The sequence below is a fragment of the Streptomyces sp. NPDC006624 genome, assembly GCF_040611555.1.
In the GTDB taxonomy this organism is placed as follows: Bacteria; Actinomycetota; Actinomycetes; order Streptomycetales; family Streptomycetaceae; genus Streptomyces.
The window spans coordinates 30481-49551 of the sequence record NZ_JBEXOM010000016.1 but is presented as its reverse complement, the minus strand read 5'-3'; the positions used below and the strand labels follow the sequence as shown (position 1 = coordinate 49551).

The 19071-nt window shown below is 71.0% G+C and carries 14 protein-coding genes and 1 pseudogene; 8 read left to right on the top strand and 7 right to left on the bottom strand.

Features of this window, described 5'->3' with window-relative positions:
* Positions 1-123: 123 nt before the first annotated feature.
* A complete protein-coding gene (metH, locus tag ABZY20_RS26310; RefSeq protein WP_356444247.1) occupies positions 124-3639 on the bottom strand; it encodes a methionine synthase in 3516 nt (1171 codons plus the stop codon).
* 318 nt (positions 3640-3957) lie between these two features.
* Here metH and ABZY20_RS26305 point away from each other — a divergent pair, with 318 nt between their 5' ends.
* The 6 genes from ABZY20_RS26305 to ABZY20_RS26280 all read left to right on the top strand — a co-directional run bounded on the left by ABZY20_RS26305 (position 3958) and on the right by ABZY20_RS26280 (position 10969).
* Entirely contained in the window at positions 3958-4722 is a 765-nt protein-coding gene (locus ABZY20_RS26305) for an IclR family transcriptional regulator (protein WP_356444246.1), read from the top strand.
* 263 nt (positions 4723-4985) lie between these two features.
* Complete coding sequence (locus ABZY20_RS26300; protein WP_356444244.1) at positions 4986-5780, top strand: MIP/aquaporin family protein; 795 nt, start codon at positions 4986-4988, stop codon at positions 5778-5780.
* A gap of 83 nt (positions 5781-5863) precedes the next feature.
* Complete coding sequence (gene glpK, locus ABZY20_RS26295; RefSeq protein WP_356444242.1) at positions 5864-7402, top strand: glycerol kinase GlpK; 1539 nt, start codon at positions 5864-5866, stop codon at positions 7400-7402.
* 8 nt (positions 7403-7410) lie between these two features.
* Positions 7411-9027 (top strand): glycerol-3-phosphate dehydrogenase/oxidase, encoded by a 1617-nt coding sequence (locus ABZY20_RS26290; RefSeq protein WP_356444240.1) that lies wholly within the window; start codon positions 7411-7413, stop codon positions 9025-9027.
* Between the two features lie 128 nt (positions 9028-9155).
* Complete coding sequence (locus ABZY20_RS26285; protein WP_356444239.1) at positions 9156-9827, top strand: FadR/GntR family transcriptional regulator; 672 nt, start codon at positions 9156-9158, stop codon at positions 9825-9827.
* 155 nt (positions 9828-9982) lie between these two features.
* Entirely contained in the window at positions 9983-10969 is a 987-nt protein-coding gene (locus ABZY20_RS26280; RefSeq protein WP_356444237.1) for a PAC2 family protein, read from the top strand.
* A gap of 59 nt (positions 10970-11028) precedes the next feature.
* On the opposite strand, the gene mshC is transcribed toward ABZY20_RS26280, so the two are convergent.
* The 4 genes from mshC to ABZY20_RS26260 form a co-directional block, all read right to left on the bottom strand.
* Positions 11029-12258 (bottom strand): cysteine--1-D-myo-inosityl 2-amino-2-deoxy-alpha-D-glucopyranoside ligase, encoded by a 1230-nt coding sequence (gene mshC / locus ABZY20_RS26275; RefSeq protein WP_356444236.1) that lies wholly within the window; start codon positions 12256-12258, stop codon positions 11029-11031.
* Between the two features lie 131 nt (positions 12259-12389).
* Complete coding sequence (locus ABZY20_RS26270) at positions 12390-13220, bottom strand: SCO1664 family protein (protein ID WP_356444234.1); 831 nt, start codon at positions 13218-13220, stop codon at positions 12390-12392.
* Positions 13184-13774 (bottom strand): DUF3090 domain-containing protein, encoded by a 591-nt coding sequence (locus ABZY20_RS26265; protein ID WP_356444232.1) that lies wholly within the window; start codon positions 13772-13774, stop codon positions 13184-13186. The genes ABZY20_RS26270 and ABZY20_RS26265 overlap by 37 nt, the downstream gene beginning before the upstream one ends.
* Before the next feature lie 76 nt (positions 13775-13850).
* Entirely contained in the window at positions 13851-14537 is a 687-nt protein-coding gene (locus ABZY20_RS26260; protein ID WP_356444231.1) for a histidine phosphatase family protein, read from the bottom strand.
* Positions 14538-14596: 59 nt separating this feature from the next.
* Here ABZY20_RS26260 and corA point away from each other — a divergent pair, with 59 nt between their 5' ends.
* A complete protein-coding gene (gene corA, locus ABZY20_RS26255) occupies positions 14597-15592 on the top strand; it encodes a magnesium/cobalt transporter CorA (protein ID WP_356444229.1) in 996 nt (331 codons plus the stop codon).
* A gap of 10 nt (positions 15593-15602) precedes the next feature.
* Here the strand turns inward: corA and ABZY20_RS26250 are convergent, their stop codons facing one another.
* A complete protein-coding gene (locus ABZY20_RS26250) occupies positions 15603-16391 on the bottom strand; it encodes a ferritin-like domain-containing protein (protein ID WP_356444228.1) in 789 nt (262 codons plus the stop codon).
* Positions 16392-16652: 261 nt separating this feature from the next.
* On the bottom strand, positions 16653-17708 hold the full coding sequence (locus tag ABZY20_RS26245) for an LLM class F420-dependent oxidoreductase (protein WP_356444226.1): 1056 nt from the start codon (positions 17706-17708) through the stop codon (positions 16653-16655).
* 211 nt (positions 17709-17919) lie between these two features.
* Here ABZY20_RS26245 and ABZY20_RS26240 point away from each other — a divergent pair.
* Positions 17920-19020 (top strand): annotated as a pseudogene (locus ABZY20_RS26240) (pectate lyase); the annotation flags it as partial.
* Positions 19021-19071 lie beyond the last annotated feature (51 nt).

The window sequence follows — 19071 nt, the reverse complement described above, 5'->3', positions numbered from 1 at the left end:
CCGGCCTGCAGTGGACAGACCAGTCTACGTCGTGTGCGGCGGAAGTGCCTCGTTCTGCCGCTGTGCCACCGGGCACACCCCGCACACGACGGGGTGCCCGGGGCGTGCGCCCGGTGGGGCCGCTCAGCGGGCGTTGAAGTACTTCGCCTCCGGGTGGTGGATCACGATGGCGTCCGTGGACTGCTCCGGATGCAGCTGGAACTCCTCGGAGAGGTGGACGCCGATGCGCTCCGGCCGGAGCAGGTCGGCGATCTTGGCGCGGTCCTCCAGGTTGGGGCAGGCGCCGTAGCCGAGGGAGAAGCGGGCACCCCGGTACTTCAGCTCGAACATGCCCTGCATCTCGTCGGGGTCCTCCCCCGCGAAGCCCAGCTCGGAGCGCACGCGGGCGTGCCAGTACTCGGCGAGCGCCTCGGCCAGCTGCACGGACAGCCCGTGCAGCTCCAGGTAGTCGCGGTAGGCGTTGGCCTCGAACAGGCGCGCGGTCTCCTCGCCGATGCGCGAGCCGACGGTGACGACCTGCAGGCCGACGACGTCGGTCTCGCCGGACTCCTCCGGGCGGAAGAAGTCGGCCAGGCACAGGCGCCGGCCGCGGCGCTGGCGCGGGAAGGTGAAGCGGGTGCGCTCGTTGCCCTGCTCGTCCAGGATGATCAGGTCGTCGTCCTTGGAGACGCACGGGAAGTAGCCGTAGACCACGGCCGCCTCCAGCAGGTTCTCCGTCTGGAGCCGGTCGAGCAGGCCGCGCAGCCGGGGGCGGCCCTCGGTCTCGACCAGTTCCTCGTACGTCGGGCCCTCGCCGGTGCGGGCCTGCTTCAGGCCCCACTGGCCCTTGAACAGGGCGCCCTCGTCGAGCCAGCTCGCGTACTCCTTGAGCTGGATGCCCTTGATCACGCGGGTGCCGGTGAAGGGCGGCTTCGGGACGGGGTTGTCGGTGGCGACGTCGGAGCGGACGTGCCCCTCCTCGGGGCGCTCCTCGACGACGGCCGGGGCGGCGGCCCTGACCCGGCGCTGCTTCAGCTCGGGCAGCTTGGCGCCCGGCACACCGCGCTTGACGCCGATCAGGGCGTCCATCAGGCGCAGGCCCTCGAAGGCGTCGCGGGCGTAGCGGACCTCGCCCTCGTACAGCTCGTGCAGGTCCTGCTCGACGTAGGCGCGGGTCAGGGCGGCGCCGCCGAGGATCACCGGGAAGCGGGCGGCGAGTCCCCGGGTGTTCAGCTCCTCCAGGTTCTCCTTCATGATCACGGTGGACTTCACCAGGAGACCGGACATGCCGATGACGTCGGCCTTGTGCTCCTCGGCGGCGTCCAGGATCGCGGAGACCGGCTGCTTGATGCCGAGGTTGACGACGTTGTAGCCGTTGTTGGTGAGGATGATGTCGACGAGGTTCTTGCCGATGTCGTGCACGTCGCCGCGCACGGTGGCCAGCACGATGGTGCCCTTGCCGGCCTCGTCGGTCTTCTCCATGTGCGGTTCGAGGTGGGCGACGGCCGCCTTCATCACCTCGGCGGACTGCAGGACGAACGGCAGCTGCATCTGGCCGGAGCCGAACAGCTCGCCGACGACCTTCATGCCCTCCAGCAGGGTCTGGTTGACGATGTCGAGCGCGGGCCGCTCCTTCAGGGCCTCGTCGAGGTCGGCTTCGAGGCCGTTGCGCTCGCCGTCGATGATGCGGCGCTGCAGGCGCTCGTCCAGCGGCAGGGCGGCCAGCTCCTCGGCCCTGCCGGCCTTGAGGGACTTGGCGGTGGCGCCCTCGAAGAGCTGCATGAGCTTCTGCAGCGGGTCGTAGCCCTCGGCGCGGCGGTCGTGGATGAGGTCCAGGGCGGTGCGGACCTCCTCCTCGCTGAAGCGGGCGATCGGCAGGATCTTCGACGCGTGCACGATCGCCGAGTCCAGGCCCGCCTTGACGCACTCGTCGAGGAAGACGGAGTTCAGCAGGATGCGGGCGGCCGGGTTGAGGCCGAAGGAGATGTTGGACAGGCCGAGGGTGGTCTGCACCTTCGGGTGGCGCCGCTTCAGCTCGCGGATGCCCTCGATGGTGGCGATGCCGTCCTTGCGGGACTCCTCCTGGCCGGTGCAGATGGTGAAGGTCAGGCAGTCGACGAGGATGTCCTCCTCGTGGATGCCCCAGTTGCCGGTGAGGTCGTCGATGAGCCGTTCGGCGATCTCGACCTTCTTCTCGGCGGTGCGGGCCTGGCCCTCCTCGTCGATGGTCAGCGCGATGAGGGCGGCGCCGTGCTCCTTGGCGAGCTGGGTGACCTTGGCGAAGCGGGACTCGGGGCCGTCGCCGTCCTCGTAGTTCACCGAGTTGATCACCGCGCGGCCGCCGAGCTTCTCCAGTCCTGCCCGGATGACGTCGACCTCGGTGGAGTCCAGCACGATCGGCAGGGTGGAGGCGGTGGCGAAGCGGCCGGCCAGCTCCTCCATGTCGGCGACGCCGTCGCGGCCGACGTAGTCCACGCACAGGTCGAGCATGTGCGCGCCCTCGCGGATCTGCTCGCGGGCCATCTCCACGCAGTCGTCCCAGCGGCCCTCCAGCATGGCCTCGCGGAACTTCTTGGAGCCGTTGGCGTTGGTGCGCTCGCCGATGGCCAGGTAGGAGGTGTCCTGCCGGAACGGCACCGACTGGTAGAGGGAGGCGGCGCCCGGCTCGGGCCGCGGGTCGCGCTCGGTCGGGGTGACGTCCCGGACCCGCTCGACCAGCTGCCGCAGGTGCTCGGGGGTGGTGCCGCAGCAGCCGCCGACCAGGGAGAGACCGTAGTCCCGGACGAAGTTCTGCTGGGCGTCGGCCAGGCCCTCGGGGTCGAGCGGGAAGTGCGCGCCGTCCTTGGTGAGGATGGGCAGACCGGCGTTCGGCATGCACAGCAGCGGGATGCGCGAGTGGCGCGTGAGGTAGCGCAGGTGCTCGCTCATCTCGGCGGGGCCGGTGGAGCAGTTCAGGCCGATCATGTCGATGCCGAGGGGCTCCAGCGCGGTCAGGGCCGCGCCGATCTCGGAGCCGAGCAGCATGGTGCCGGTGGTCTCGAAGGCCATCGAGCAGAGCAGGGGGACCTCGACGCCGGTGGCCTCCATGGCCCGGCGGGCGCCCAGGACGGACGCCTTGGTCTGCAGCAGGTCCTGCGTGGTCTCCACGATCAGCGCGTCGGCGCCGCCGGCGAGCAGGCCCTCGGCGTTGGCCTGGTAGCCGTCGCGGATGGTGCCGTAGGCGATGTGGCCGAGCGTGGGCAGCTTGGTGCCGGGGCCGACCGAGCCCAGGACCCAGCGGGGGCGTCCGTCGCCGGCGGCGTACTCGTCGGCCGCCTCGCGGGCGATGCGGGCACCGGCCTCCGACAGTTCGAAGACGCGGTCGGGGATGTCGTACTCCGCCATGGCGGAGTGGTTGGCGCCGAAGGTGTTGGTCTCGACGCAGTCGACACCGACCGCGAAGTACGCGTCGTGCACGGAACGGACGATGTCCGGCCGGGTGACGTTGAGGATCTCGTTGCAGCCCTCGAGGTTCTCGAAGTCCTCGAGGGTGGGGTCCTGGGCCTGGAGCATGGTGCCCATGGCTCCGTCGGCGACGACCACGCGGGTGGCCAGGGCCTCTCGGAGCGCGGACACACGGGTCCGGCTGTCGGCGGAAGGGGTCGGCGGCAACGAGGCCATGAAAGGGGCTCCCTCAGGTGCGACGGCTGTCGGCTTTGCGGCTTCCCTGACGTCCGGAGGGCATCCGGGGAAGGGCGCACCGCGCCAGCGTAACCGGGAGTGGGCTTGGATGGGCAGAGCGTCCACGGGGCGGACGCCGATGGCGCGCGGGTGGCCGGTTGTGCGAGGAATCTGCGGCGGACCGACCCGGCGCGGCGCAACAAATGGTGACCCACCATTAGCGAGACGTCGCCAAGGACCGGTAGTGTTCGACATTGCCGAACGAGGGCTGCGGGCCCCCGGTTGTCGGCGGTCGAAGGGGACGGAGGCAGTACGGCGATGGCACGGAACATCCAGTCGCTCGAGCGGGCGGCCGCGATGCTGCGGTTGCTGGCGGGCGGCGAACGGCGGCTCGGCCTGTCGGACATCGCCTCGTCGCTGGGCCTGGCCAAGGGCACCGCCCACGGCATCCTGCGCACCCTGCAGCAGGAGGGCTTCGTGGAGCAGGACGACGCCTCCGGGCGCTACCAGCTGGGCGCGGAGCTGCTGCGCCTTGGCACCACCTATCTCGACGTCCACGAGCTGCGCGCCCGCGCCCTGGTGTGGACCGACGACCTGGCCCGCTCCAGCGGCGAGAGCGTCTACCTCGGCGTCCTGCACCAGCAGGGCGTGCTGATCGTGCACCACGTCTTCCGGCCCGACGACAGCCGGCAGGTCCTGGAGATCGGGGCCATGCAGCCGCTGCACTCCACCGCCCTGGGCAAGGTGCTGTCCGCCTACGACCCGGTGGCCCACAGCGAGGCCCTGGAGGCCGACCGCAAGGCGTTCACCGACCGGACGGTGTGCGAGCCGGAGGACTTCGAGAAGATCCTCGACCTCACCCGCGCGCGTGGGTACGCGGCGGACGTGGAGGAGACCTGGGAGGGCGTGGCGTCCCTGGCCGCGCCCATCCACGACCGGCGGCGGATGCCGGTGGGCTCGGTCGGCATCACCGGTGCCGTCGAGCGGCTGTGCCGGGACGGCGAACTGCGCCCCGAGCTCATCGCGGCGGTCCGGGACTGCGCCCGTGCGGTGTCCCGGGATCTGGGCGCCGGGCGCTTCTGACGCAGGACGAACGAGACCGGAGCGCCCGACGGCGTTCCGGTCTTTGGCATGTCCGCGCTCACCTGCGGCAAGGATCCAGGGGACGGCCGCGATCAGTAACGATCGTGTTATCGGCGACACAGCTCTTGACGTGCTCGTAACGCCGAAGCAAGACTCCCGTCCATCGGTCGACATTGTCGAACAGCTACCGGCAATACGCGCTAGAGTGTGACAACGCCAGGCCGGTATCGAACTTCCCTGGACGTAGGACAAAGGAGTCGCGGGTGTCCAGCTCCGACATCTTCATCGGCGAGACCATCGGTACCGCCATACTCATCCTTCTCGGCGGCGGAGTCTGCGCCGCCGTCACGCTCAAGGCCTCCAAGGCACGGAACGCCGGCTGGCTGGCCATCACCTTCGGGTGGGGCTTCGCGGTGCTCACGGCCGTCTACACCACGGCGCCGCTGTCCGGCGCCCATCTGAACCCGGCCGTCACCGTCGCCCTCGCGATCAAGGACGGCGACTGGAAGAACGTCCCGGTCTACTGGGCCGGGCAGATCCTCGGCGCCATGATCGGCGCGGCCCTGGTCTGGATCGCCTACTACGGTCAGTTCCACGCCCACCTCACCGACCGCGAGATCGTCGGCGGTCCGGGTGCGCAGGACACGGCGGTCAAGGCCGTCGAGGCCCAGGAGCAGGGCGCCGGCCCCGTGCTGGGCGTCTTCTCCACCGGCCCCGAGGTCCGGGTCGCCTGGCAGAACGTCGCCACCGAGGTCATCGGCACCATCGTGCTCGTGCTGGCGGTGCTCACCCAGGGCCTGAACGACAAGGGCAACGGCCTGGGCACCATGGGCGCCCTGATCACGGCGCTCGTCGTGGTCTCGATCGGCCTGTCCCTCGGCGGCCCGACGGGCTACGCGATCAACCCGGCCCGTGACCTCGGTCCGCGCATCGTGCACGCCCTGCTGCCCCTGCCCAACAAGGGCGGCTCCGACTGGGGCTACGCCTGGGTCCCGGTGGTGGGTCCGCTGCTCGGCGGCGCCATCGCGGCAGGCATCTACAACGTCGCGTTCGCCTAGGAGCGATCCTCGCGTCCTTTGCGAAACTCTCCGCACGCGCCGTACGTAAAGCCCCATAAACACGGAACTTCCAGGAGCACACAGTGACCGACGCGCACACCGCCGGCCCCTTCATCGCCGCCATCGACCAGGGCACCACCTCCAGCCGCTGCATCGTCTTCGACCGGGACGGCCGGATCGTCTCCGTCGACCAGAAGGAGCACGAGCAGATCTTCCCGAAGCCGGGCTGGGTCGAGCACAACGCCACGGAGATCTGGACGAACGTCCAGGAGGTCGTCGCCGGGGCCATCGAGAAGGCCGGCATCACCCGCGACGACATCAAGGCCATCGGCATCACCAACCAGCGCGAGACCACCGTGCTGTGGGACAAGAACACCGGTGAGCCCGTCCACAACGCCATCGTCTGGCAGGACACCCGCACCGACGCCCTGTGCCGCGAACTCGGCCGCAACGTCGGCCAGGACCGCTTCCGCCGCGAGACGGGCCTGCCGCTGGCCTCGTACTTCGCCGGCCCCAAGGCCCGCTGGCTGCTCGACAACGTCGACGGCCTGAAGGAGCGCGCCGAGGCGGGCGACATCCTCTTCGGCACCATGGACACCTGGGTCATCTGGAACCTGACCGGCGGTGTCGACGGCGGCAAGCACGTCACGGACGTCACCAACGCCTCGCGCACGATGCTCATGAACCTGCACACCATGCAGTGGGACGACAAGATCTGCGAGTCGATCGGCGTGCCGAAGCAGATCCTGCCCGAGATCCGCTCCTCCGCCGAGGTCTACGGCGAGATCACCGGCGGCAAGCTGGGCGACCTGCTCGGCGGCATCCCGGTGGCCTCCGCGCTCGGCGACCAGCAGGCGGCCCTGTTCGGCCAGACCTGCTTCGCCGAGGGCGAGACCAAGTCGACCTACGGCACCGGCACCTTCATGGTGATGAACACCGGTGACAAGATCATCAACTCCTACAGCGGCCTGCTGACCACGGTCGGCTACAAGATCGGCGACCAGGACACGGTCTACGCCCTGGAGGGCTCGATCGCCGTCACCGGTTCGCTGGTGCAGTGGATGCGCGACCAGATGGGCCTGATCTCCACCGCCGCCGAGATCGAGACCCTCGCCCTGTCGGTCGAGGACAACGGCGGCGCCTACTTCGTGCCGGCCTTCTCCGGTCTGTTCGCCCCGTACTGGCGCTCCGACGCCCGCGGTGTGATCGCCGGCCTGACCCGGTACGTCACCAAGGCCCACCTGGCGCGGGCCGTCCTGGAGGCCACCGCCTGGCAGACGCGGGAGATCGCCGACGCCATGACCAAGGACTCCGGCGTCGAGCTGGCCGCCCTGAAGGTCGACGGCGGCATGACCTCCAACAACCTGCTGATGCAGACCCTCGCCGACTTCGTGGACGCCCCCGTGGTGCGCCCGATGGTCGCCGAGACCACCTGCCTCGGCGCCGCCTACGCCGCCGGTCTCGCCGTCGGCTTCTGGAACAGCACCGACGACCTGCGCGCCAACTGGCGGCGGGCCGCCGAGTGGACCCCCCGCATGGACGCGGAGACCCGCGCCCGTGAGTACAAGAACTGGCTCAAGGCCGTCGAGCGGACCATGGGCTGGCTCGAGGACGAGGAGTAAGAAACAGCATGACCACCAAGTCCACCCTGCAGTCCGTGCCTGCCCTGGGGACGCACCCGGCCTCCGGCTCGAACCCGAGCCGAGCCGAGACCAGGGAGCAGCTCTCCAAGGCGTCGTACGACCTTCTCGTGATCGGCGGCGGCATCCTGGGCATCTCCACCGCCTGGCACGCCGCGCAGTCCGGCCTCAGGGTGGCACTGGTGGACGCCGGCGACTTCGCCGGCGCCACGTCCTCCGCCTCCTCCAAGCTGCTCCACGGCGGTCTGCGCTACCTGCAGACCGGCGCGGTGAAGCTGGTGGCGGAGAACCACTTCGAGCGCCGTGCGGTCTCCCGCCAGGTGGCTCCCCACCTGGCGAACCCGCTCACGTTCTACCTCCCGGTGTACAAGGGCGGGCCGCACGGCGCGGCGAAGCTCGGCGCGGGCGTCTTCGCCTACTCCGCGCTCTCCGCGTTCGGTGACGGCGTCGGGCACCTGCTCTCCCCGGCCAAGGCCGCGCAGGACGTGCCCGAGCTGCGCACCGAGAACCTCAGGGCCGTGGCCGTGTACGGCGACGACCAGATGAACGACGCGCGCATGGCGCTGATGACGGTCCGCGCGGCCGTCGAGGCGGGCGCGGTGGTCCTGAACCACGCCGAGGTCACCGGCCTGCGCTTCACCCAGGGCCGGGTCACGGGCGCCGAGCTGAAGGACCGCCTGTCCGGCGACGAGTTCGGCGTGAACGCCCGGCTGGTGCTGAACGCGACCGGCCCGTGGGTCGACCACCTGCGCCGGATGGAGAACCCGAACGCGGCGCCGTCCATCCGCCTGTCGAAGGGCGCGCACCTGGTCCTGAAGCGCACCTCTCCCTGGAAGGCCGCGCTCGCCACCCCGATCGACAAGTACCGCATCACCTTCGCCCTCCCCTGGGAGGACATGCTGCTGCTGGGCACCACCGACGAGGTGTTCGAGGGCGACCCGGCGGACGTCTCGGTCACCGAGCAGGACATCACCCAGATCCTGGACGAGGCCGCCTTCTCGGTCCGCGACCAGCAGCTGAGCCGTGACCTGATCACCTACTCCTTCGCCGGTCTGCGCGTGCTGCCGGGCGGCCCCGGCGACACCGCCAAGGCCAAGCGCGAGACGGTCGTCACCGAGGGCCGGGGCGGCATGCTGTCCGTGGCCGGCGGCAAGTGGACCACCTTCCGCCACATCGGCCGCACCATCATGAAGAAGCTGGAGGCGCTGCCGGGCCACCCGCTGGGCGACGACTTCGAGCCGGTCGGCTCGCTGCCGAAGAAGCTGCCGCTGCCCGGCATCGCCAACCCGCGCGCGGTCGCCCACCGGCTGCTGACCGACCGCCCGGCGCCCGGCCCGCGCATGGCGCCCGACACGGCCAGGCACCTGGCGACCCACTACGGCTCGCTGGCCTTCGACATCGCCCGGCTGGCCAACGACAACCCGGAGCTGGCCGAGCGCGTCCACCCGGACGCCCCGGAGATCTGGGCGCAGGTCGTGTGGGCCCGCGACCACGAGTGGGCCGAGACGCAGGACGACGTGCTGCGCCGCCGTACGACGCTGACGATCCGCGGCCTCGCCACGGACGACGTCCGCGCCAAGGTCCAGGACCTGCTCGACAAGAAGTAGGCACGCCCCCTGGGCGATCCCGGCCCGGGAGGGGCGGCTCCACGCCGACGGAGCCGCCCCTTCCGTGTTTCCCCGGCCCCCATAATGACCGGATACGTCGGAGGTCCTGAACGACAGGGAGGCCGGGGATGGCTGTCACCGACGAGGCGATCGAGAAGATCAAGGGCATGATCGTCTCCGGCGCGCTCCGGCCGGGCGACCGGCTGCCGAAGGAGAGCGAACTGGCCGCCGGGCTCGGGCTGTCCCGCAACTCCCTGCGGGAGGCCGTCCGCGCGCTCTCCCTCATCCGGATCCTGGACGTCCGCCAGGGCGACGGCACGTACGTCACCAGCCTCGACCCGCAACTGCTGCTGGAGGCACTGAGCTTCGTCGTGGACTTCCACCGCGACGACACGGTGCTGGAGTTCCTGGCGGTGCGCCGCATCCTGGAGCCCGCCGCCACGGCGATGGCGGCGGCGCGGATCGGCGAGCGGCAGCTGGACGCGCTCACGGCCCGGCTGGACGGGCTCGGTGACGATCCGTCCGTGGAGGACCTGGTCGCCTGCGACCTGGAGTTCCACCGGGACATCGTGCGGGCTGCGGGCAACTCCGTGCTGTGCTCGCTGCTGGACGGGCTGTCGGGTCCCACCACCCGGGCCCGGATCTGGCGGGGCCTCACCCAGGAGGACGCCGTGAGCCGCACGCTGCACGAGCACCGGGCGATCCTGGCGGCGCTGCGCGACCGGGACGCCGAGGCGGCCCGCTCCTGGGCGACCGTGCACATCGCGAGCGTGGAGCACTGGCTGCGCTCCGCCCTGTGAGCCGCGCCGCACGGACGGCCCGGACGGGTCCGGGTGTTCACGGGTGGATCACGGGGCAGTGATGGGGCACTCCCCCTGCAAGGGGGCTGCGGACGTCCCCTTCGCACGCCGTAAGGTTGGGGCGTACGCGAGGGTACGTCGGAAGGAGGCACTGGGTGATCGAGCTCGAGGGGGTTCCCGAGCTGATCGACCCGGTCATGGTGGCCGCGTTCGAGGGCTGGAACGATGCCGGCGACGCCGCCTCCACCGCGGTCGCGCATCTGGACAGGGAGTGGAAGGGCGAGGTGTTCGCGGCGCTGGACGCCGAGGACTACTACGACTTCCAGGTGAACCGCCCCACGGTCTTCATGGAAGCGGGCGTCCGCAAGATCACCTGGCCGACGACGAGACTGTCGGTCGTGCGGGTCGGCGGTGACAAGCCGCGCGACCTGGTCCTGGTCCGGGGCATCGAGCCGTCCATGCGGTGGCGTTCGTTCTGCAACGAACTGCTGGGCTTCGCGCACGAGCTGGGTGTGGAACTGGTGGTGGTGCTGGGCGCGTTGCTGGGCGACACCCCGCACACCCGTCCGGTTCCGATCAGCGGGACGACGTCCGACCCGGACCTGGCCCGCCGTATGGATCTGGAGGAGACCAAGTACGAGGGGCCGACGGGCATCGTCGGCGTCCTGCAGGAGGCGTGCACGCACGCGGGGGTGCCGGCCGTGTCGCTGTGGGCGGCGGTGCCGCACTACGTGTCGCAGCCGCCCAACCCGAAGGCGACGCTGGCGCTTCTGAACCGGCTGGAGGACCTGATCGACGTGCGCATCCCGCTGGGCGAGCTGCCCGAGGACGCGCGCGCCTGGCAGGTGGGCGTGGACCAGCTGGCCGCCGAGGACAGCGAGGTCGCCGAGTACGTCCAGTCGCTGGAGGAGGCCCGGGACACCGCGGAGCTGCCGGAGGCGTCGGGCGAGGCGATCGCCCGCGAGTTCGAGCGCTACCTGCGGCGCCGGGACGGCGGCGGACCGCCCGCGGCGGGCGGGCACGCCACGGCGGACGGCAGCGACAGCTCGTCGTACCTGCGGGACAACCCCAGCGGCCGGACCCGTCCGCCGAAGCCGCCCAAGTCCGGGGGTTCGGACGACGAGGAGTCGTCGGAGGACTGAGAACGGCGAAAGGGGGCGTCTCCCGGTCGGGAGACGCCCCCTTTTCCGTGCGCCTGCGGCTAGAGCGCCACGCCCAGCAGCGCGTCCACCGCCCGGGAGACCACCCCGGGCGCGCCCTCGTCCGTGCCGCCGGTCTCCTCCTGGAGCGCGGCCCAGCGGTCGACCGCGGCGAGCGCGTCCGGGGCGTCCAGGTCGTGCGCCAGGGCCGCGCGGATCTCGTCGACGAGCGCCTCGGCGGGCGGTCCGTCGGGCCGGGAGACCGCGGCCCGCCAGCGGCCCAGCCGCGCGACGGCGTCCTGGAGGACCTGGTCGGTCCACTCCCAGTCGGCGCGGTAGTGGTGGGCGAGCAGCGCGAGCCGGATGGCGGCCGGGTCGACGCCCTCGCGCCGCAGGCGGGAGACGAAGACGAGGTTGCCCTTGGACTTGGACATCTTCTCGCCGTGCAGGGCGACCATGCCGGCGTGCACGTACGCCTTGGCCATGGGGAACTCGCCGGTGAGCACCTGGGCGTGCGAGGCGCCCATCTCGTGGTGCGGGAAGGCGAGGTCGGAGCCGCCGCCCTGGATGTCGAAGCCCATGCCGAGGTGGTCCAGGGCGATGGCCACGCACTCGATGTGCCAGCCGGGCCGGCCGCGTCCCAGCGAGCCGCCGTCCCAGCTCGGCTCGCCCTCCCTGGCCGCCATCCACAGCATCGGGTCGAGCGGGTTCTTCTTGCCCGGCCGGTCCGGGTCGCCGCCGCGCTCGGCGGACAGCAGCCGCATCGCCGCGGCGTCCAGGTTCGAGACCTCGCCGAAGTGCGGGTCGGACTCGACGGAGAAGTACACGTCCCCGTCGAGCTCGTAGGCCGCGCCCAGGTCGCGCAGCCGCTCCACGAGCGGGACGATCCCGGGTATGGCCTCGACGGCTCCTATGTAGTGGCGCGGCGGCAGCATCCGCAGGGCGGTCATGTCCTCGCGGAAGAGGGCCGTCTCCTGCTCGGCGAGGTCGGCCCAGTCGAGGCCGTCGCGCTGTGCCCGCTCCAGGAGGGGGTCGTCGACGTCGGTGACGTTCTGGACGTAGTGAACCTGCCGCTTGGTGTCGAGCCACACGCGCTGCACGAGGTCGAACGCGTTGTAGGTCGCCGCGTGTCCGATGTGGGTGGCGTCGTACGGGGTGATGCCGCAGACGTAGATACGGGCGACGGGACCGGGGTCGAGGGTGACGAGTCCGCCGGTCGCGGTGTCGTGGATCCTCAGGTCGCGGCCCTGACCAGGCAGGGCGGGGACCTCGGAAGCGGGCCAGGCATGCATGCCTTGAGCCTAACCGGACTGAAGTTCCATATACGAATGGGAGCGGGCCGGAAGACCGAGAAGGCGCTCTTGCGGCGAACCGCCCGCTGTGCTGTCCCCCGCGAACGCCCACGCGAACGCCGCGAGGGCCCCTACACGGGTGGCCAGGGAATGGCCGGCCATTCCCCGCCGGGCTCCGGATGGGTCCCGGCGGCGAGCAGCGCGCCGACCCGGGCGCGGGTGGCCTCGATCTCGGCGCCCGTGATCAGCGGTTCGAGCCGTGCGGTGAGGGCCCCGCCCTCCGCCAGGGCCGTCCGGAGAGCTTCGAGGACGTCCACGGCCTCCTCGGTGAGGCGCTCCCCCGCCCAGCCCCACAGCAGGGTGCGCAGCTTGTTCTCGACGTGGAAGGTCACGCCGTGGTCGATGCCGTACAGCCGCCCCTGGTCGCCGGGCAGCAGGTGGCCGCCCTTGCGGTCGGCGTTGTTGATCACGGCGTCCAGCACCGCGAGCCGCCGCAGCCGCTCGTCGTCGGCGTGCACGAGCAGCGCGGTGCGCCCCTCGCCGACCTCGGCGAACCCGATCGCCTTCCAGCCCGGCCCCGGTTCCTCACCGTCGACCAGGGCGAGCAGGTCCGACTCCGGCACTGGGTCGATCCACAGCTGGCACATGCCCTCGCCGTAGGGGCCGTCGCGCAGCACGGTGGGCGGGACGAGGCCCCAGCCGGTGGCCTCGGAGACCTCGTAGGCGGCGACCTCCCGCTGGGCGAGCGTGCCGTCGGGGAAGTCCCACAGGGGCCGCTCCCCGGCGACCGGCTTGTAGACGCAGGCCGCTTCCCGGCCGTCGTGGCCGACCGTGCAGTACAGGGCCGCGTTGGACGCCTCGCGGATGCGCCCGCGCACGGTCAGTTCGCCCCGGGCGAGCAGCTCGGCGGCGTCCGGGAGAGGTGTCACGCTCCGCGGCGGTATCCGTTCTGGCGCGGACATACGTGTCCTTCCGGGTCGAGCGGGAGGCTGCACAGCGGGCACGGCGGCCGCCCGGCGTTGACGACGTCGAGGGCGCGCTTGGCGAAGGCCCTGGCCTGCGCGCCGGTGAGCCGGACCCGCAGCATCGGGGGCCCGTTCTCCTCGTCCTGGAGCAGCCGTTCCTCGGCCTCGGCGAGGTCCTCGTCGGACTCGGCGTCGAGCTCGACGAGGGCCTGCGCCTCGACGATCATGAGCTGCTCGTCGCCGTCCCAGGCGAGCGCCATGGTGCCGACCCGGAACTCCTCCTCGATGGGGGTGTCCAGCGGGGCCGTGTCGGTGATCTCCGAGGGGGCGACGGCGGGGACCGAGGCGCTGCCGCCGCTGCGGCGCACGACCTCGTCGAGCAGCTCGTCCATGCGTTCGGCGAGTGCGGCGACCTGGGTCTTCTCCAGGGCCACGCTGGTCACCCGGGTGCCTGCCGAGGCCTGGAGGAAGAACGAGCGGCGTCCGGGCAGTCCGACCGTACCGGCCACGAAACGCTCCGGATGGTCATAGAGGAACACCTGACGGGACACGTCCTGTCTCCATTGGATCGTGGGAAACCGTGAGTACGGCACTGCTGCGACCGCTTCACCCTACTGCGGCCGACGATCACGGTGCGCCCGCACCACCCCCGACTTCGGCGTCGTCGCCCGGCGGCTCCTCGCGCGGCACCAGCGAGGTGAAGTCGCCGGTGTCTCCGAGGCGGACGAGAAACGGACGCAGCCGGGTGTAGCGGATCGCGGTGATGGAACACGGTTCAACAGAAATCCGCTGGAAGAGGTCCAGATGAAGTCCGAGTGCGTCGGCGACGAGCGACTTGATGATGTCGCCGTGCGAGCACATGAGGTAGACGGCGTCGGCGCCGTGGTCGCGCTCCACGCGCGCGTTCCACTCGCGCACGGCCTCGGCGGCGCGCGTCTGCATGGCCCGCATCGACTCCCCGCCGGGGAACGCGGCCGCGGACGGATGGGCCTGCACCACCTCCATCAGGGGCTCGTCCTTGAGTTCGGCGAGCTTGCGCCCCGACCAGTCGCCGTAGTGGCACTCGCCGATGCGCTCGTCGGTGTGCGGGCGCAGTTCCGGCCTGGCCTCCAGCAGCGGCCGGATGGTCTCCTGGCAGCGCTGGAGCGGGCTGGCGACGATCTCGGCGAGGGGCAGTCCGGCGAGGCGCCCGGGCAGCGCGGCGGCCTGCGCCGCGCCGCGTTCGTCGAGGGCGACGCCGGGCGTCCAGCCGGCGAGCAGTCCCTCGGTGTTTGCGGTGGAGCGTCCGTGCCTGACCAGGATCAGTGTGGGCATGCGCTCCAGCGTAGGCGCACGCGCGTGCGGCGTCGTTCGAGTGACGGGAGAGTCTCTACGTGATCGTCGACTGTGCCATCTACCGCGACGGGCACCGGTCGGAGGGGCCCGAGGACTTCTCGGACGCCTTGAGTGAGGCCCGTGCGGGGGGTGGTTTCGTGTGGATCGGTCTGCACGAGCCGACCGAGACCGAGTTCGAGCACGTCACGCAGGAGTTCGGACTGCATCCGCTGGCCGTCGAGGACGCCCTCAAGGCGCATCAGCGGCCCAAGCTGGAGGTGTACGACGACTCCCTGTTCGTGGTCCTGAAGCCGGTGGCGTACGAGCCGCAGAGCGACACCGTCTCCTCCGGCGAGCTCATGATCTTCCTGGGCGACGGTTTCGTGGTGACGGTCCGGCACGGCGAGGGCGCCCCGCTGAAGGCCGTGCGGCGGCGGCTGGAGCAGGAGCCGGAACTGCTGGTCAAGGGCCCCACGGCGGTGCTGTACGCGGTCGCCGACGCCACCGTCGACCACTACCTGGACGTGGCGACCGAGCTCCAGACCGACCTGGAGGAACTGGAGGCGGAGGTCTTCTCGCCGGAGGACGGGGGCTCGCGCAACACGGCGTCCCGGATCTACGGCTTCAAGCGGCAGGTGCTGGAGTTCCGCCGGGCGACCGGGCCGCTGGCGCTGCCGATGAGCCGGCTGGCGGGGACGGCGCAGTCCGGTGTGGCGGTGCCGTTCGTGGACGACCGGGCGCGGCCGTTCTTCCGGGACGTCAGCGACCACCTCACGCGGGTGAACGAGTCCGTGGAGAACCTGGACCGGCTGGTGTCGGACATCCTCTCGGCGCATCTGGCGCAGATGAGCGTCCGGCAGAACGACGACATGCGGAAGATCTCCGCGTGGGCGGCCATGGCCGCGATCCCCACGATGCTCGCGGGGATCTACGGGATGAACTTCGAGCACATGCCCGAGCTGGGCTGGGTGTGGTCGTATCCGGCGCTGATCGTGCTGATGGCCGTGCTGGAGGTGCTGGTGTTCCGGCTGTTCAAGCGCCGGGGGTGGCTGTGAGGCCGGCCGCCTAGGCGAACTCGGGTTCCGTGGAGGCGGGGCCGCCGAGGGCGTTGCGGCGCTCGGGCGTCTCCAGCGAGACCATCCGGCGCCAGCCGCCCAGCCGTTCGTAGGCGTACACGGCGTGGATGCCCGCCTTGAGCACCGCCGCCTTGGCCCGGGACCAGCCCAGGATGCGGCCCATGTTCGCCATGACCGCGAGGCTGACGTCCCGGTAGATCCGGATCTCGGCGAGCGCGCAGTCGCGCAGGGTCCGCTGGATGGCCCGGCCGTGGCCCGCGCGGGCGAAGCGCAGCAGTTCCTCGTGGCAGTAGGCGAGGTGGTTGTCCTCGTCGTTGGAGATCTGCCGGACGGCGCGGCCGATGTCGGGGTGGTCGGCGAAGTGCTTGCGCAGCAGCTCCATCTGCTCGGAGGCGCGCTGTTCGGTGACCCGGCTGTGGGAGAGGTAGGTGACGATGTCCTGGACGGTGAGCTGCTCGTCGCGCTTGAGCCGCGCGTGGGCGAGGCCGATGCCGTTGCGCTCCAGGAGCATGGTGTAGTCGGTCTCCGGCGGGACCGGGACGGGGTCGAGGCCGCGCTTCTTCAGCAGGGCGTTGAAGATGCGGCCGTGCTTGTCCTCGTCGGCGCCGTGCCGCGTGATCTTGGGGGCGAGGTCGCGCTCGCCGTCGGGGACGAGCGCGGCGATGCGGGCGTTCTCCCAGCCGCCCTGGGTCTCGCCGCTCGCGGCGACGGAGCAGAACAGGGCGAAGGACTCGTCGTTGTCGAGGATCTCCTGGAAAAGACTCTTGGCCGAAAGCATCGTGGGCACCTCTCCCGCGCGCGTGCGCGTGCTGCAGGTCCGCAGGTTTCCGCGAAGAACGAGTCAAGTGCGGGGCGCGGGGCGCTGCAACAGGTGTGCGGGACAACTCCGCCGAATGGAGGACACGGGGGTGCCCCGGCCGTGCCCGGTGCAGCCGCCGGGCGGCACGGCGTAACCGCCGGCGGCTCGCCGCGTTGTTCCCCGTGACGGCCGTGGCGGGGAAGACCCCCGAGCCCCCACCACGGCCGTGGAAACCTCCCGTCACGCGAGCCCGGCGCGCTCCAGGGCCTCGGTGCCGGCGCGCAGGGACGCCAGCCGCTCGTCGAGCGTGAAGCCGGCCGGGGCGAGGGACAGGGTGGTGACCCCGGCGGCGGCGTAGGCCTTCATCCGGTCCGCGATCCGGTCCACGGACCCCAGCAGGGCCGTCTTGTCGATCAGGTCGTGCGGTACGGCCGCCGCGGCGCCCTGCTTGTCGCCGGAGAGGTACTTGTCCTGGATCTCGGCGGCTTCCTTCTCGTACCCCATGCGCCGGGCGAGCTGGTTGTAGAAGTTCTGCTTGGGGCTGCCCATGCCGCCGACGTACAGGGCGGTGTAGGGGCGGAAGGTGTCGGCGAGCGTGGTGACGTCCTTGTCGTCGCCGAGGGCCAGGGGCACGGTCGGGCAGACGTCGAAGCCGTCGAGGGTCTTGCCGGCCTTCTCGCGCCCGGCGCGCAGGTACTTGATCGTCGTCTCCTCCAGGTGCTCGGCGGAGGGGAAGATCAGCAGGGCGCCGTCGGCGATCTCGCCGGTCTGCTCGAGGTTCTTCGGGCCGATCGCGGCGATGTAGAGCGGGATGTGCTCGCGCTGCGGGTGCACGGTCAGCTTGATGGGCTTGCCGGGGCCGCCGGGCAGGGGCAGGGTCCAGTGCTCGCCCTCGTACGACAGGCGCTCGCGGGTCATCGCCTTGCGGACGATCTCGACGTACTCGCGGGTGCGGCCGAGCGGCTTGTCGAACTTGACGCCGTACCAGCCCTCGGAGACCTGCGGGCCGGAGACGCCCAGGCCGAGACGGAAGCGCCCGCCGGAGAGGGAGTCGAGGGTGGCGGCGGTCATGGCGGTCATCGCGGGCTGGCGGGCCGGGATCTGGAAGATGGCGGACCCGACGTCGATGCGCTCGGTCTGGGCCGCGACCCAGGACAGGACGGTGGCCGCGTCGGAGCCGTAGGCCTCGGCGGCCCAGCAGACGGCGTATCCGAGCCGGTCGGCCTCCTGGGCGACGGCCAGATTGTCCGCGTCCATTCCGGCACCCCAGTAGCCGAGGTTGATACCGAGCTGCATGCCGCATCCCCTTACCGATCAGTAACGTGCCTGGCGTCCCGACCATAGCGCGGGGGCGGGCCCCTGGACACCGCCACACCGCGCCCTGGCGGTCAGATGTGTGAACAGAAAACAAGTACGCGACCATTGACGCGTTCACAGCAAGTCCTTACCTTCACGGGAAAGCGCTTTCCACACCACCCCCACGTCGAAGACGGAACGGAGAGCAAGGATGAAGCGAACGGTCTCACTGCGGTTCCACGCGGCTCTGGCCACCCTGGCGGTGGCCGCCACGACCGGCACCCTCGTGTCCCTGCCCGAGGCCTCGGCCGCGACCGGCAGCGTCACCGGCTACGCGACCCAGAACGGCGGGACCACCGGCGGCGCCGGCGGCCAGACGGTCCGGGCGACCACGGGCACCGCGATCCACCAGGCCCTGTGCGGCCGGGCCAGCGCCACCACCCCGATCACCATCGAGGTCCAGGGGACCATCAACCACGCCAACACCAAGAAGGTGTCGGGCGACAGCTGCGACACGGCCGACGGCGTGATCGAGCTCAAGAAGATCAGCAACGTGACCCTGGTCGGCGTGGGCAGCGGCGCCGTCTTCGACCAAGTGGGCATCCACATCCGCGAGTCGAAGAACATCATCATCCGGAACGTGACCGTGCGGAACGTCAAGAAGTCCGGCTCCCCCACCTCCAACGGCGGCGACGCCATCGGCATGGAGAGCAACGTCCGCAACGTCTGGGTCGACCACACCACCCTGGAGGCCTCGGGCGGCGAGTCGGAGGGCTACGACGGCCTGTTCGACATGAAGAACAACACCCAGTACGTGACCCTGTCCTACAGCGTCCTGCGCAACTCCGGCCGCGGCGGCCTGGTCGGCAGCAGCGAGAGCGACCGGTCGAACGGCTTCATCACCTACCACCACAACCGCTACGAGAACATCGACTCCCGCGCCCCGCTGCTGCGCGGCGGCATCGCGCACATGTACAACAACCACTACGTGCGCCTCAACGAGTCCGGCATCAACTCCCGGGCCGGCGCCCGCGCCAAGGTGGACAACAACTACTTCGAGGACTCCAAGGACGTCCTGGGCACCTTCTACACCGACGAGGCCGGGTACTGGCAGGTCTCCGGAAACGTCCTGGACAACGTCACGTGGTCGAAGCCCGGCACCGAGAACAACCCGGCCGGGCCGGACCTCAAGTCCACCACCACGGTCTCCGTCCCGTACTCCGTGAGCCTCGACGCGGCCGGCTGCGTGCCGGCCGTGGTGAGCCGCACGGCGGGCGCGAACAAGGGCCTGCAGGTGTCCGACGGCACGTGCTGACCCCGGCGGCCCGCCGGAACCGGCCTCGACCGAGGATCCGGCTCCGGC